General features: G+C 70.2%; 13 protein-coding genes. 4 read left to right on the top strand and 9 right to left on the bottom strand.

From position 1 onward, the window contains the following. The first annotated feature begins 224 nt into the window (after positions 1-224). The gene (locus ACIOGX_RS08825) at positions 225-1343 is read left to right on the top strand and encodes a DUF4062 domain-containing protein (RefSeq protein WP_401911476.1); all 1119 of its coding nucleotides are present in this window, start codon (positions 225-227) and stop codon (positions 1341-1343) included. Between the two features lie 427 nt (positions 1344-1770). On the opposite strand, the gene glnA is transcribed toward ACIOGX_RS08825, so the two are convergent. Further along, a complete protein-coding gene (gene glnA / locus ACIOGX_RS08830) occupies positions 1771-3180 on the bottom strand; it encodes a type I glutamate--ammonia ligase (protein WP_030352756.1) in 1410 nt (469 codons plus the stop codon). A 230-nt stretch (positions 3181-3410) separates the two neighbouring features. On the opposite strand from glnA, the gene ACIOGX_RS08835 reads away from it, so the two are divergent. Next, positions 3411-3878, top strand: a complete 468-nt coding sequence (locus ACIOGX_RS08835; RefSeq protein ID WP_356507085.1) for an RDD family protein — start codon at positions 3411-3413, stop codon at positions 3876-3878. A gap of 172 nt (positions 3879-4050) precedes the next feature. Here the strand turns inward: ACIOGX_RS08835 and ACIOGX_RS08840 are convergent, their stop codons facing one another. The 4 genes from ACIOGX_RS08840 to lipB all read right to left on the bottom strand — a co-directional run bounded on the left by ACIOGX_RS08840 (position 4051) and on the right by lipB (position 7316). Then, positions 4051-4752 carry a DUF4191 domain-containing protein gene (locus tag ACIOGX_RS08840; RefSeq protein ID WP_356507087.1) on the bottom strand — a complete coding sequence of 234 codons (702 nt, stop codon included), beginning with the start codon at positions 4750-4752 and terminating at the stop codon, positions 4051-4053. Positions 4753-4762: 10 nt separating this feature from the next. After that, complete coding sequence (locus ACIOGX_RS08845) at positions 4763-4948, bottom strand: hypothetical protein (protein ID WP_030352759.1); 186 nt, start codon at positions 4946-4948, stop codon at positions 4763-4765. 367 nt (positions 4949-5315) lie between these two features. After that, the gene (gene lipA / locus ACIOGX_RS08850; protein ID WP_129773077.1) at positions 5316-6281 is read right to left on the bottom strand and encodes a lipoyl synthase; all 966 of its coding nucleotides are present in this window, start codon (positions 6279-6281) and stop codon (positions 5316-5318) included. Between the two features lie 216 nt (positions 6282-6497). Beyond that, the gene (gene lipB, locus ACIOGX_RS08855) at positions 6498-7316 is read right to left on the bottom strand and encodes a lipoyl(octanoyl) transferase LipB (protein ID WP_356507091.1); all 819 of its coding nucleotides are present in this window, start codon (positions 7314-7316) and stop codon (positions 6498-6500) included. 375 nt (positions 7317-7691) lie between these two features. On the opposite strand from lipB, the gene ACIOGX_RS08860 reads away from it, so the two are divergent. After that, complete coding sequence (locus ACIOGX_RS08860) at positions 7692-9143, top strand: regulator (RefSeq protein ID WP_356507093.1); 1452 nt, start codon at positions 7692-7694, stop codon at positions 9141-9143. A 124-nt stretch (positions 9144-9267) separates the two neighbouring features. On the opposite strand, the gene ACIOGX_RS08865 is transcribed toward ACIOGX_RS08860, so the two are convergent. Further along, a complete protein-coding gene (locus ACIOGX_RS08865; protein WP_401911482.1) occupies positions 9268-10590 on the bottom strand; it encodes an NAD(P)/FAD-dependent oxidoreductase in 1323 nt (440 codons plus the stop codon). A 723-nt stretch (positions 10591-11313) separates the two neighbouring features. Continuing rightward, entirely contained in the window at positions 11314-12198 is an 885-nt protein-coding gene (locus tag ACIOGX_RS08870; RefSeq protein WP_383966187.1) for a TIGR01777 family oxidoreductase, read from the bottom strand. Positions 12199-12241: 43 nt separating this feature from the next. On the opposite strand from ACIOGX_RS08870, the gene ACIOGX_RS08875 reads away from it, so the two are divergent. After that, positions 12242-12739 carry a GNAT family N-acetyltransferase gene (locus ACIOGX_RS08875; protein ID WP_129769821.1) on the top strand — a complete coding sequence of 166 codons (498 nt, stop codon included), beginning with the start codon at positions 12242-12244 and terminating at the stop codon, positions 12737-12739. Between the two features lie 22 nt (positions 12740-12761). On the opposite strand, the gene ACIOGX_RS08880 is transcribed toward ACIOGX_RS08875, so the two are convergent. Continuing rightward, positions 12762-13283 (bottom strand): DUF4240 domain-containing protein, encoded by a 522-nt coding sequence (locus tag ACIOGX_RS08880; protein ID WP_401763556.1) that lies wholly within the window; start codon positions 13281-13283, stop codon positions 12762-12764. Between the two features lie 108 nt (positions 13284-13391). Further along, complete coding sequence (locus ACIOGX_RS08885) at positions 13392-14357, bottom strand: helix-turn-helix transcriptional regulator (RefSeq protein WP_401763003.1); 966 nt, start codon at positions 14355-14357, stop codon at positions 13392-13394. Between the last annotated feature and the right edge of the window lie 105 nt (positions 14358-14462).

Genomic DNA, 14462 nt, shown 5'->3' on the forward strand with positions numbered 1-14462 from the left:
GACAATGAGAGCACTCAAGGCAGCCGTGATAACGAGAAGAAGGCTGCTCAGTGTCGAGCGTTGGGTCTCACACTGCCTTAGCTGCTCCCGGTGCTCCTTCCAGTAGGCACGTATCGCCTCTTCTGAGACTCCAGCCATGAAGCGACCCCCTATAGCAGGTAGCAGGCACTCATTGGCCGTCCGGTTCGCTTCAACGAACCCTTCAGCAATGGAGATACCGTAGCGTGAGAATTTTCATCAGCAGCGTCCGCAAGGGACTGGAAGAGGAGCGCGACGCGCTGCCTGGCCTCATTCGCGCGGCCGGACACACCCCCGTCCTTTTCGAGGACTTCTCCGCGCAGACCACACCCAGCAGGCAGACGTGTCTGGCCGCTCTCGACTCCGCGGACGTTTGCCTCTTCCTGCTGGGACCGTCCTACGGTCACGTTTTTCCCGAGACAGGGCAATCAGCAACACACGATGAGTGGGTCGCGGCCAAGATGGCGGGCAAGCCGCGCTGGGTCTATCGGAAGTTGGGCGTCACCTTCGAGGACGCCCAACAGGATTTCGCCCGAACCGTGGAGGCTTACGCCACCGGCGGGTTCCGCGACTCGTTCCGCAACACCGCCGAGCTAATGACCAAAGTCGTGGGCAAGATCAAGGAAGCGGAGTCAGACCGGTCCCCGCTGTCCTTTGCCCCCTTGGCGCAGCCCGTTTCTCTGCGTTGGAGCCTCGACCAGGCTGGCGTCGACGGTGGTGTCAGTCTTCCTCTGCTGGAACTACATGTTCTTCCGGTGGGGTTCCCGGGCTACTCGGCAAGGGAACTGGAGGAGTTTGGCACCTCGCTGGCGGACCGGATCCGCCGGACCGGGGCAGTCAAGAACAACGTCGCCCTGACGTCTTCGAGTTCTCGAGAGCACGCAATCGTTGGCATCTCCGTTGGTCGACCTCGTACCTTTGATACTCCTCGGCATGGGGAACTGGTGGAGGTTCGCTTGCATAAGTCTGGCCAAGTCTCCCTGCGGGCGACGCTCCCCCGAGACAATATGGGGTCGATCCTCGATCACGACGCGCTGCCCGAGCAAGTCACCTCCCTGCTGAGATTCAATGGCGCACTGGATCTGATCCAAAACGAGCGCCTCGTCGTGGCGATCGGCATATCCGACCCCAGAATGACCCAAGTCGACAGATTTAACCCACATCAGTCACGTACTCGTGCCGATCTCGGCGCCTACACCCGCTCATTCGCGTTGCAAACCGAGCCGGATGAGTCCATCAGCCTGGCCGCGCTGGACACGGGCGCCGCGGAGGTGGCTGGCATCCTGTCGCGAGCCCTGATCAAACAGCACCCCTCAGCTTCCTAATACTGCATCTCATCTAGCCCAGACAGGCGACTTCCGCGGGCTAGCGCTACTCTCCGCCAGCCGCGGGCCAGTCCGCAGGACTCTCAATCACAACCGTCTCACCTCACCGCTAGCCAACAGCAAAAGGCCAGGCCAGCGGCCGCCCCCGAGGGAGATCCCCGCAGTCCACCGACCTGGTCCACTACTAGGAGATCAAGAAGGCTGCCGCCGTACTCGGAGCCCGGACAACCGGCGAGGGCCGCTGCCCCAGCAATGGGGTAGCGGCCCTCGCGGTGATCTGACATCAGGTCGGAGAATCGGTCCGGCGGTGCGCACTCGGTGCGCAAAGGGGTGGAGAGCAAGCCGTGACAGTGAGGGTTGCTGAGAAGAGTTCCCGCAGGTCACAGCCCGTTTTCCAGGCTTCAGCCCAGTCGCCCGACCCCGCCTCCTAGATGTCGAAGTACAGCTCGAACTCGTGCGGGTGCGGGCGCAGCTGGATCGGGGCGATTTCCTTCGTGCGCTTGTAGTCGATCCACGTCTCGATCAGGTCCGACGTGAAGACGCCGCCCGCCTGGAGGTACTCGTTGTCCGCCTCCAGGGCCTCCAGGACCGCGGGGAGGGACGTCGGGACCTGGGGGACGCCCGCGTGCTCCTCGGGGGCGAGCTCGTAGAGGTCCTTGTCGATCGGCTCGGCCGGCTCGATCTTGTTCTTGATGCCGTCCAGGCCCGCGAGGAGGAGGGCCGAGAAGGCGAGGTACGGGTTCGAGGACGGGTCCGGGGCGCGGAATTCGACGCGCTTGGCCTTCGGGTTCGAGCCCGTGATCGGGATACGCATGGCCGCCGAGCGGTTGCGCTGCGAGTAGACCAGGTTGACCGGGGCCTCGAAGCCGGGGACCAGGCGGTGGTACGAGTTCACCGTCGGGTTCGTGAAGGCCAGCAGCGACGGGGCGTGCTTGAGGATGCCGCCGATGTAGTAGCGGGCGGTGTCCGAGAGGCCCGCGTAGCCCTGCTCGTCGTAGAAGAGCGGGGTGCCGCCCTGCCACAGGGACTGGTGGACGTGCATGCCGGAGCCGTTGTCACCGAAGATCGGCTTGGGCATGAAGGTCGCGGTCTTGCCGTTGCGCCAGGCGACGTTCTTCACGATGTACTTGAAGAGCATCAGGTCGTCGGCCGCGGCGAGCAGCGTGTTGAACTTGTAGTTGATCTCCGCCTGGCCGGCCGTGCCGACCTCGTGGTGCTGGCGCTCGACCTGGAGGCCGGACGCCTCCAGCTCCAGGGAGATCTCGGCGCGCAGGTCGGCGAAGTGGTCGACCGGCGGGGCCGGGAAGTAGCCGCCCTTGTAGCGGACCTTGTAGCCGCGGTTGTCCTCGATCGCACCGGTGTTCCAGGCGCCGGCCTCGGAGTCGATGTGGTAGAAGCCCTCGTTCGCGGTGGTGTTGAAACGCACGCTGTCGAAGACGTAGAACTCGGCCTCGGGGCCGAAGTACGCGGTGTCCGCGACGCCGGTGGAGGCGAGGTACGCCTCGGCCTTCTTGGCGATGTTGCGCGGGTCGCGGCTGTACTGCTCGCCCGTGATCGGGTCGTGGATGAAGAAGTTGATGTTCAGCGTCTTGTCGCGGCGGAAGGGGTCGAGACGGGCCGTCGACAGGTCCGCGCGCAGTGCCATGTCCGACTCGTGGATGGCCTGGAAGCCGCGGATCGACGAGCCGTCGAAGGCCAGCTCCTCGGCCGGGTCGAACGCCTTCGCCGGGATCGTGAAGTGCTGCATCACGCCAGGAAGGTCGCAGAAACGGACGTCGACGAACTTGACGTCCTCGTCCGCGATGAACTTCTTGGCCTCGTCGGCGTTCTGGAACATCCAGCTCCTCCTCCTCCCGACCCGGGGAGGGGCGGGGGTTATCGGTCGTGCGGCCAGTGCGGTGGCACACGCTGGACCCGACCATAGGTTTCCGGGATTTCTCCAGCATGACCCATTTGTTTCGCCGAAGTTAACCAGCCCGGGTGCGCGCCGGGGCGTACGGCGACTCCGTCGACACCCGCGTACCCCCCGTTCCCGGGGCCGAAAACAGGTCGCAGTACCGTGGACGGGTGGACAACAGGCAAGCAATCGGATCGTGGCTTTCCGGACCGCGCGCGGCAGCCGAGGAGATGGGTGTCGACTTCGGCTACCGGGGCGAGCGGCTCGGTCTGCCGGAGCACGGACCGGGCTCCATCGCCCCGCTCGGCCGGCGCTTCGGCGCCCTCTTCACCGACTGGGCGCTCTGCATGCTGATCGCATACGGGCTGCTCGCCCGGGGTGACTGGCAGGCATCGGGCAACTGGGCCCTCGGCGTCCTTCTCGTACTCAGCGTGCTCACCCTCGGTACGGTCGGCTTCACGCCCGGCAAGCGCCTGTTCGGCCTGCGGGTCATCACCGAGAGCGGCGAGCGGATCGGGTTCGGCCGTGCGCTCGTGCGCAGCGTGCTGCTCTGCCTGGCCATCCCCGCGCTGATCTGGGACCGCGACGCGCGGGGGCTCCACGACCGCCTCGCCCGCGCCGTGCAGGTGCGGATGTAGCCCCTCGGGGACACCCGGATGTAGCCCTCCGATGTAGGCCTCCGGGGACAGCGACAAAAAGAGAGAGCGACAAAAAGAGCAAAAAGAGAGAGGGCGGCCCGGAACTCGCGTTCCGGACCGCCCTCTTGAATGTCTGCCGATGAACGTCTGCCGACCCTCGTGCCCGCGGAGATCAGCGCGGCTTTCCGCCGCCCTTCGGCATCCGCATGCCCTTCGGCATCGGACCCTTCGGCAGCGGCATATTGCTCATCAGGTCGCCCATCGCCCGCAGCCGGTCGTTGGCCGCCGTCACCTGCGGGCCCGCCAGCACCCGGGGCAGCTTCAGCATCGTCGTACGGACCTTCTTCAGCGGCACCTGGCCCTCGCCGTCACCGACGATGATGTCGTGCACCGGCACGTCCACCACGATGCGCGCCATCCGCTTCTTCTCGGCCGCCAGCAGCCCCTTCACCCGGTTCGGGTTGCCCTCGCCCACCAGCACGATGCCCGCCTTGCCGACGGCACGGTGGACGACGTCCTGGTTGCGGTTCATCGCCACCGCGGGCGTCGTGGTCCAGCCGCGTCCGACGTTCTCCAGGACGGCCGCCGCCGCTCCGGGCTGGCCCTCCATCTGCCCGAAGGCGGCTCGTTCGGCGCGGCGGCCGAAGATGATCGCCATCGCGAGGAACGCCAGGATGAAGCCCAGGATGCCCAGGTAGATGGGGTGGTTGATCAAGAAGCCGACCGCGAGGAAGACACCGAAGGTGACGATTCCCACACCAGCGACGACAAGACCGACCTTCGAGTCGGCCCGCCGGGTCATCTTGTAGGTAAGGGCGATCTGCTTCAGTCGCCCCGGGTTCGCAGCAGTGTCTGCGTTTTCCTTCCTCGCCATGCCCAGAAGTTTACGTGGCGTGGGAAGTGGCCTCCGACACCGCCTCCAGTACGTGCTCCGCCTCGACCCGGTCCTTGGCCCTGCGGCGGTCCTCCAGCACGGCCGTCCAGGCGTTGCGGCGGGCCGTGCGCTGGCCGCCGCTCAGGAGCAGGGACTCCACGGCGCGCAGCGCGGTGGAGACGGAGGGCAGCACCATGCGGGTGCGTGGGGTGGCTGCCGCCACCACTTCGGAGACGGGTCGTACCGGCGCGACCTGCATGGCGGCGGTCCCTTCAGGAGCGGTGAAGGTGAACGTGAACGTAGAGGCGAAGACGCGGACACCTGTACGCGGAACGTGCATTCAGGGTCACTCACTGGTGTTACCAGTGCGTGACCGACCGGTCAAACGCGAATGAAACCCTGACGCGCCCCTCGAACCGCCCCCGGACACACCGACGCGGCCCGTACACCCCATGACCTGCGGGGGAGTACGGACCGCGCGACGCTTCGCATATACCGCTGGGTAGCCGCTTGTGCTCGGATTCACACAGCCACCGCGCCTCCCCGGCGGAGGCCCGGAGCCCTTATACGGCCTGGGTGGTGACCGTCGCGCCGCGCCGCTCCATCGCCTGCTGGTACAGCCGGCCCGCGCGGTACGACGACCGCACCAGCGGCCCCGACATCACACCCGAGAAGCCGATCTCCTCGGCCTCGTCCTTCAGTTCCACGAACTCGTGCGGCTTCACCCAGCGTTCGACCGGATGGTGTCGTACGGACGGACGCAGATACTGCGTGATCGTGATCAGCTCGCAGCCCGCCTCGTGCAGCTGCCGCAGCGCCTCACTGACCTCGGCGCGCTCCTCGCCCATCCCCAGGATCAGATTGGACTTGGTGATCAGGCCCGCCTCACGGGCACGCGTGATCACTTCGAGGGAGCGCTCGTACCGGAATCCGGGGCGGATCCGCTTGAAGATCCGCGGCACCGTCTCGACGTTGTGCGCGAGCACCTCGGGCCGGGAGGAGAAGACCTCGGCCAGCTGCTCCGGTACGGCGTTGAAGTCCGGCACGAGCAGCTCGACCTTGGTGGCGCCGCTCTCGCGGCCCGCCGTCTGCGCGTGGATCTGGCGCACGGTCTCGGCGTACAGCCAGGCGCCGCCGTCCTCCAGGTCGTCGCGCGCGACGCCGGTGATCGTGGCGTAGTTCAGGTCCATCGTGACGACGGACTCACCCACACGGCGCGGCTCGTCCCGGTCCAGCGCCTCGGGCTTGCCCGTGTCGATCTGGCAGAAGTCACAACGCCGGGTGCACTGGTCACCGCCGATGAGGAAGGTCGCCTCGCGGTCCTCCCAGCACTCGAAGATGTTCGGACAGCCCGCCTCCTGGCAGACCGTGTGCAGCCCCTCGCTCTTCACGAGGTTCTGCAGCTGCTTGTACTCGGGACCCATTTTCGCCCGGGTCTTGATCCACTCGGGCTTGCGCTCGATGGGGGTCTGGCTGTTCCGGACCTCCAGGCGCAGCATCTTGCGTCCGTCGGGTGCGACAGCGGACACGTCCGGCACCTCTCTCTGCTGGCGCGGCATTCGATTCTTCGGCGAACACCAGGTTACGCCCGATATTTGTGCGGCATTACGTCTGGCCAACCCGTGGCCAGAGGGACACATTCCCCCGATCGGCCCGGGGAAGGGATCGGAACCCAGGCGCTCGCGCGCCTCGGGGACCCAGGCGCTCGCGCGCCTCCGAACCCAGGCGCTCGCGCGCCTCGGAACCTAGGCGCTCGCGCGCTCGCTCTCCCGCTCGATCCGCTCGATCTCGCGCGGCTTCGGCTCCGCGTGGTCCAGGACCTCCCGCAGATGCCTCTCCACCACCGGGACGACCTCCTCCACCGTGATGTCCCGGCCCAGTTCGTACGCCAGCGAGGTGACGCCCGCGTCCCGGATCCCGCACGGCACGATCCGGTCGAACCAGGTGTTGTCCGGGTTCACATTGAACGAGAAGCCGTGCATGGTCACGCCCTTGGCGACCCGGATACCGATCGCCGCCAGCTTGCGGTCCTCCCGGCGCTGGCCCGCGTTGGACGGCGCGTACTCCGGGCCGTTCAGCCGCGGGTCGAACTCCTCGTCCGCCACCCGGGGATCGAAGTCCAGCGAGAGCCCGCCCACGGCCGGCCGCTCCGCCAGCGGATCCCCGAGCACCCACACCCCGCTGCGGCCCTCGACCCGGGACGTCTCCAGGCCGAACTCGGCGGCCGTACGGATCAGCGCCTCCTCGAGCCGGCGGACATGCGCCACGACGTCCACCGGGCGCGGCAGCTTCAGGATCGGGTAGCCCACCAGCTGGCCGGGGCCGTGCCAGGTGATCCTCCCGCCGCGGTCCACATCGACGACGGGGGTGCCGTCCAGCGGGCGTTCGCTGTCCGCCGTACGCCGTCCGGCCGTATAGACCGGCGGGTGCTCGAGCAGCAGACAGGTGTCGGGGATCTCGTCCGCGAAGCGGGCCGCGTGTACCCGGCGCTGCTCCTGCCATGCCTCCTGGTACTCGACGGATTCCGCGCCGAATCCCAGGCGGATGTACCGCAGCTCACTCACGGCAGTGCCTCCTTCAGAACCTTCACCGTGCACGTATCGCGCCCTCGCCACTGTACGGCGGGCCCTCGGCGGTGAGCCGGGCAGGTGCTTCCGGGCACCTTCTCCCCGGTATCCGCCTGGCCTCCGCCTGGCCTCCGCCTGGCCTCCGCCTGGCCTCCGCCCGGCTTCCACCCGGCCTCCGCCGGGCTTCCACCCGGGTCGCCCGCGCGGCCCCTGCCACCCCGCCGCCGCCCACTGGTCAGCAACGCCATCGATCCTCACACGAACGGATGAATATAGGGCGAACCTGCCGGTGAAACCGGTCACTGCTACTAAATTCGCGCCGTTCCATGAGGGCTGCTCCCCGGGCCCGGAAGGCAGGAGACCGTACAGCTGATGTCGGAACGACCTCCGCAGCGCATCCCCAACCGCCAGCTCGCCGCGCTCATCTCAGAAGCCGGTTTCTCCCACGCAGGTCTCGCCCGCCGGGTGGATCAGCTTGGTCTGGAGCACGGCCTCGATCTGCGGTACGACAAGACGTCGGTGACGCGCTGGCTGCGCGGACAGCAACCACGCGGCACCACCCCCGCACTGATCGCCGAGGTCTTCACCCGCCGCCTCGGCCGCCGGCTCTCCGCCCAGGATCTCGGCCTGGACGCCTGCGCGCCCGTCTACGCGGGCCTCGAATTCGCGTCCACCCCCGAGGAAGCCGTCGACATCGTCGGCGGACTCTGGCGCAAGGACTCCGGCAGCCACAGCGAACTGCGCAAGATCGCGTTCACCCCGGCCGGGCTGGTCGTCCCCAGCCGCGACTGGCTGATCGGGCGCCCCGACGAGCGGGTGGCCCACCCGCCCGCCGTCCCGCAGAACGGCACCCGCGTGCCCGTCCAGGGAAGGCCCGCGTCCCCGGCCGTCCCCCGGCAGCGCACCGAACGCGCGGCCGGCCAGCGGGTCACCGCGGGGGACGTCGAGGCCCTGCGCTCGGTCGGCGACCTCTTCCGCACCCTCGACCACGCCTACGGCGGCGGCCACGCCCGGCAGGCGCTCGTCCGCTATCTGGAGCACGAGGCCGAGCCGATGCTGCGCGGCCTGTACGGGGAGACCACCGGGCGCAGACTCTTCGCCGCCGCGGCCGATCTGACCCGGCTGGCGGGCTGGACCTCGTACGACATCGCCGCCCACGGCCTCGCCCAGCGCTACTTCGTCCAGGCCCTGCGGCTCTCCCAGGCGGCGGGCGACCGCGCGTACGGTTCGTACGTCCTGACCACCATGAGCCGCCAGGCGGTCTACCTCGGCCACGGCCGGGAAGCCGTCCAGCTCGCCCGCGTCGCCCAGCAGGGCATCGGCGCCTCCGCACCCCCGGTCGTACAGGCGCTCCTGCACTCCGCCGAGGCCCGGGGACACGGCGTCCTCAACGAGGTACGGGCCTGTACGGCCTCGCTCGTACGGGCGGAACGCGCCCTGGAGGCGGCACGCCCCGGCGACGACGTACCGCACTGGGCCCGGTTCTTCGACGAGGCGCAGCTCGCCGACGAGTTCGGGCACTGCCACCGCGATCTCCAGCAGTACCGCGCCGCCGTGCAGCACGCCGAACGCTCGCTCCAGCTGCGCTCCCCGGCGTTCGCGCGCAGCCGTCTCTTCTGCCGCGTCGTGCTCGCCTGCGGCCGTCTGGGCCTTGGCGAACTCGACCAGGCGTGCCTGCTGGGCGCGGAGGCGGCGCAGGCGGCCACCGAGATGCGCTCGGCGCGCGCCGTGGAGTACGTACGGGACTTCGAACGGCGGCTGGAGCCGTACCGGGACGCGGCGGCCGTACGGAACTACCGCGACCGCGTCGCGGCGCTGGGCTGAACAGGGCAGCGCCCGACGGGAGTTGAGCCGGTCCCGTCCGAGGTGAGTCGGCGCCCGGACGGGACCGGAGCCTTCGCGGTGCGCGGGGCACGCGTGCGCGGTGCACGGGTGCGCGCCGGGCCGGCTACGCCACCGCCGGCAGCCGCGCCGGTCCGTACGCCGGGCGCACGCCCAGGTCGCGCAGGACCGCGTGGGCGGCGCGCCGGCCCGAGAACAGCGCGCCCTGGACCGTGTTCGTGTCCCGGTGATCCCCGCACACGTACAGCCCCGACAACAGCCGGACCGGGCGCCGCAGATCGTGCGGCGGGGGCATCGCGGGCACCGCCTCCGGGTCGTGGTGGACGGCCAGCAGCTCCCAGTCGTCGGTCGGCGTCCCGTAGAGCCGCGCGAGCTGCGCGCGGACCGTACGGTCGAGAACCGCGGCCGGGGGAGGAGGCCCCAGCACCGATGACGAGATCAGCACCCGGCCCTCCGGTGCGCGCGAGGGGTCGACCGCGCTCATCACCGCCGTATGCGCCACCGGTCCGCTCCGGTCCGCGTCCAGCAGCAGCGCCGGATCCGCCAACGGGGCGGCCGGAGCGGTGTGGTGAAGCACCGTCACCGCGTGGAAGTCCGGCACCCGCAGCCCCGGCAGCAGCTCGGCCGCGGCCCGCGCGCCGGTCGCCACCACGAGCGAGCGGCAGGTGATCTCACCGTGCTCCTTGGTGGTGACGCCGGAGATCGACGCGTCCGTGACACACACATCCGTACGGACCGTCCCCTCCGGGAGCGTCCGTGCCAGCAGGTCGGGCAGTACGGAGGCGCCGCCCGCGGTGACACACAGCCGGCCCCGGGCGAACGCGCGCAGCGCGAGGTCCGCGCACCGGCTCGACGTGGTCAGCTCCGGATCACAGAGCAGCGCGGACAGCAGCGGGCGGACGAAGGCGTTGACGGTACGTACGGGCAGACCCCGGACCGACAGGGCCTCCAGCGCGGTGCGTTCGGGACGGGCCAGCAGCCGGGTGGTCGGCGTCGCCGCGAGGCGCGCCAGGGCCGCGCCCAGCCGGGCCTGGTCGACCGCGCCGCCGAGCGGTGGGCGGGGGGCGCTCGCCAGGGCGCGTGCCACTGTCAGTGCGCTCCGCGCGCTCCCTACGGCACCGGTCCGATAGTTCCGTCCGTCGCTGTGCACGACCACACCCGGCGAGAACATCCGCAGGGCGGCGCCCTCCAGACCCGGTGTGCGGAGCAGCTCCGGATACGAGGTGGTGAGCAGCCGCCCACCCCGGTCGAGCCGGAAGCCGTCGACCCGGTCGGTGGCCATACGACCGCCGACATGGGGGGCGGCCTCCAGGACGCTGACTCTCACCCCGGCACTGGTCAGATGATGAGCCGCGGCGAGGCCGGCGAGACCGGCTCCGATGATGACGACGTCTGCGTGGTGCGCGGTGCTGAGTGCGGTGCTGAGCACGTGCCCCTCCCCGAGGTCGGCGCGGTTGGGACGAGAGTAGGGAGGGGAGGGGGGCGGTGGCGTCCGCGCGCGGTGGGGGTCACCGATGCATGGGGGGCGGTCGGCGGTGCGGTGCGCCTCCGGCGGGGGGTGCGGTTGCGGTTGCGTTGTCGTGGGCCGGGGGCCGGGGCCTCCGGAGGTACATGTCCGGACGGCATGATTTACGGCGCGACCCTGCCCTGACGATGGTTCGGGCGTCCGTGCGCCACAAATCACGCTTTAGTGTCCGAACACGCACCTCCTACGCCCCCGACCCCCTCCCGCCGGTGGTCCCCCACAACCCGCCGACCTGGTGGGGGGTGTGGGGTCGAGTGCGACTCGGCGGCCCCGGCGCACGGACGCGCCAGTCCGTGACGGGCGGTGAAGGGGGGCGCGCAGGGGTCGTGTCCGGGATGTAGAGCGTGATGTGTGGCGCGCGAACGCCCGAACCATCGTCTGGGCAGCTGCGCGCCGTACGGGGGTCCGGGGGTGTCCCCCGGAAAAGCACAGCATGCAGTCCCGGGCGCGAGGCCCGGAGCGCACCCCGGCCACAACCCGCACCGAACCACCGGCCCGAGCCGAAACGCACCCGTACCCACGGCCCGCCGGAGGCGTACCGCGCACCCCGGCGACAACCCGCACACGAAAACCGGCCCGAGCCGAAACTCACCCGCGGAAACCGTCCCCCCGCCGGACAGCGCATCCCTACGCCACACGAATCGCCTCCTCAATCGTCGGGAACGCGAACCTGAAGCCCGACTCCAGCAGCCGCGTCGGCACCACCCGTTGGCTCCCCAGGACCTCCGCCGACAGCTCGCCCAGTGCCACCCGCAGCGCCACCGCCGGGACCGGGAACGGTGTCGGGCGGTTCAGGACTCGCCCCATCGCCGCCGTGATCTCGCGGTTCGTGGCCGGTTCCGGTGCGGTGAGGTTCACCGGGCCCTCCAGGGTTTCCGTGTCGATCAGGTGCCGCAGCGCGGCCACCTCGTCGTGGAGCGCGACGAAGCTCCAGTACTGGCGCCCCGAGCCGAGCCGTCCGCCCAGGCCCGCGCGGAACAGCGGGAAGAGCCGGCCCCAGGACCCGCCCCCGCGCGCGACGACGAGGCCCGTGCGCGCGAACACCGTGCGTACGCCCGCCTCTTCCGCCGCCAGGGCCGCCTCCTCCCACTCGACGCAGAGCGAGGGGAGGAACCCGTCGCCCGGAGGCGCGCTCTCGTCCACCTTCCGGTCTCCGGTCTCGCCGTAGAAGCCGATGGCGGACCCGCACACCAGCACCCGTGGCGGCTGGTCCAGGGTGGCGACGACCTCCGCGATCGTGGCGGTGCCGAGGATTCGGCTGTCGCGGAGTTCCTTCTTGTACGCCTCGGTCCAGCGGCGGTCACCGATGCCGGCTCCGGCGAGATGGACCACGGCCTCGCAGCCGTTGAGGCGGTGGCCGTCGAGACGCTGCCGCAGTGGGTCCCACTCGACCTCGTCGGCCGTCCGGGCGGGGTGCCGTACCAGGCGGACCACCTCGTGGCCGTCGGCGCGAAGGGAGCGTACGAGTGCCGTACCGATGAGCCCGGTGGAACCGGTGATCGCGATCCTCATGGGCCCATCCTGCCCGTGGAACGCCCCATGGCACAGTTGCGCCATGTCTGACGCACAGATACGTCCCGCAGTCCCCTCCGACGATGGCAGCCTGGGCGAGCTCGACCGGGCGACCTGGTCGTCGCTGCACGCGGTGTCGCCGCGGCCGGAGCCGCCGTACGGTCCGTTCTTCGACGCGCGGCACCGGCCCGAGGAGTTCCTGGTCGCCGAGGTCGACGACGAGCGGATCGCCGGCTACATCCGGGTGGTGCGGCCCACGCCGCTCGCCAGCAACGCGCATGTACGGCAGATCCAGGGGCTCGCGGTCCACGAGTGGGCGCGCGGGCGCGGGGTGGCCCGCGCGCTGTTGCGCGCGGCGGCGCTGCACGCGCGCAACCAGGGCGCACGGCGGCTCACGCTGCGCGTGCTGGGTCACAACGCGCCGGCCCGCACGCTGTACGAGAAGGAGGGCTATGCCGTCGAGGGGGTGCTGCCCGGGGAGTTCTGTCTCGACGGCGTGTACGTGGACGATGTGCTGATGGGGATCTCGCTGACGGACTGAGCGCGAGGGGAGCGGCGCGCGGCTACGCGCCGCCGAAGCGCTCCGAGAGCCGGGGGAAGCGGTCGGCGAGTGCCGCCTCGTCCTCGAAGTCCAGCGGCGTGCCCTCCGGCTCGGCGGGCTGCGAGGCGATGCCCAGGGCGGGTGCCACCACTCCGGTCAGCTGTTCGTACGCCTCGTCCGCCGCGTACCCCAGCTCCTCGCCGTCCCCGTCGATGTCCGGGTCGAAGTCGTCCAGCAGTTCGGCGAGCGCGTCCGGATCGTGCAGCGCGCCCTCGAAGATCTCGCGGCCCTGGCCGATGAGCCAGCAGCGGAAGAAGTCGAAGGCGTCGTCGCTGACGCCGCCGAGCAGTACGGCGGCGGCGCCCCACAGGTCCCAGCGGTACGCGCGGTTGTAACGCGACTCGAAGTGGCGCGAGAAGTCCAGTACGGAGTCGGGGTCGAGCTGTAGCAGCCGCTCGACCAGCTGATCGGCCTGCTCCTCGGGGTCGCCCTCGGCGATCTCGCGGGTGCTGTCGACGATCTCCCAGAACTCCGTCTCGTCCATCACGGGTCCAGCATCGTGCTTACGGGAGGGCGGCGCATGCCGAGCCACGGATTGTGAGCCGTTTCGTTGCCGGGTGTTCGGGTCCGTCGCCGCGGAGGGGCGCCCCGGTCATCCGTAGAGCGTCCGCATCCGCCGCGCGGCCTCGGCGAAGCGGTCGCGCAGGGTGGCCGGGCTCAGGACCTCCACGTCGGGGCCGAGCGTGAGCAGCTGGGAGTACGCGACGTCCTCCGACTCCACCGGCAGCGTGAGCGTGATCAGGCCGCGGTCGTCCGGCGGGTCCGCCATGGCGAGCGCCTCGCGCGCGGCCTCGCGGTCGACGGTGTACGGCAGCCGCAGGGCGCCGTCCGCCGAGAGCCGGATCAGGACCTCCGTACGCAGCAGCGAGCGCGCGAACTCCGCGGCGCGCTCCTCCCAGAACCCGGGCAGATCGAAGGTCTCATCCCTGGAAAAACGTTCCTGCGAGATCTCCGCCGAGATGAACCGGTCCACTCGGTAGACACGGAAAGACCCCTGGGAACAGGCGCAGACGTACCAGACACCGGCCTTGAGTACGAGACCGTACGGGGCGAGCTCCCGCTCCACCTCGGTGTCCCGGCGCAGATAGCGCGCCGCGACCAGCCGGTCGCCCCAGACCGCCTCGGCGAGGACCGGCAGCAGCTCGGGCGTCTCCGGCTCCTGGTACCAGCCCGGCGCGTCCAGATGGAAGCGCTGCGCCGCCGAGTCCGGGGCGTCCCGCAGCGACGGCAGCAGCGCCGCGGACACCTTCAGCCGGGCCGCCGACGAGACATCGTCGAGGCCCATCTCCCGCAGCGCGCCCGGCACTCCGGAGAGGAACAGCGCCTCGGCCTCGCCGCGCGCCAGCCCGGTCAGCCGGGTGCGGTAGCCGCCGACCAGCCGGTAGCCGCCGCTCCTGCCCCGGTCCGCGTAGACCGGGACCCCGGCCTCGGAGAGCGCCTGGGCGTCCCGGGTGATGGTCCGCTCGGACACTTCGAGCTCCCGGGCCAGTTCGCCCGCGGTCATGGAGGGCCTGGACTGGAGCAGGAGCACCATCTTGATCAGCCGAGCAGCACGCATGGATCCATGATGCAGGGAACCCCCGCCACAGCGTGACGGGGGTTCCCGGGGCAGGACCGGACATCAGGCCCGGCCTCGGCTGCCGCAGCGTTCAAAGGCCGCAGC

The organism is Streptomyces sp. NPDC088147 (assembly GCF_044741565.1).
Lineage (GTDB): Bacteria > Actinomycetota > Actinomycetes > Streptomycetales > Streptomycetaceae > Streptomyces.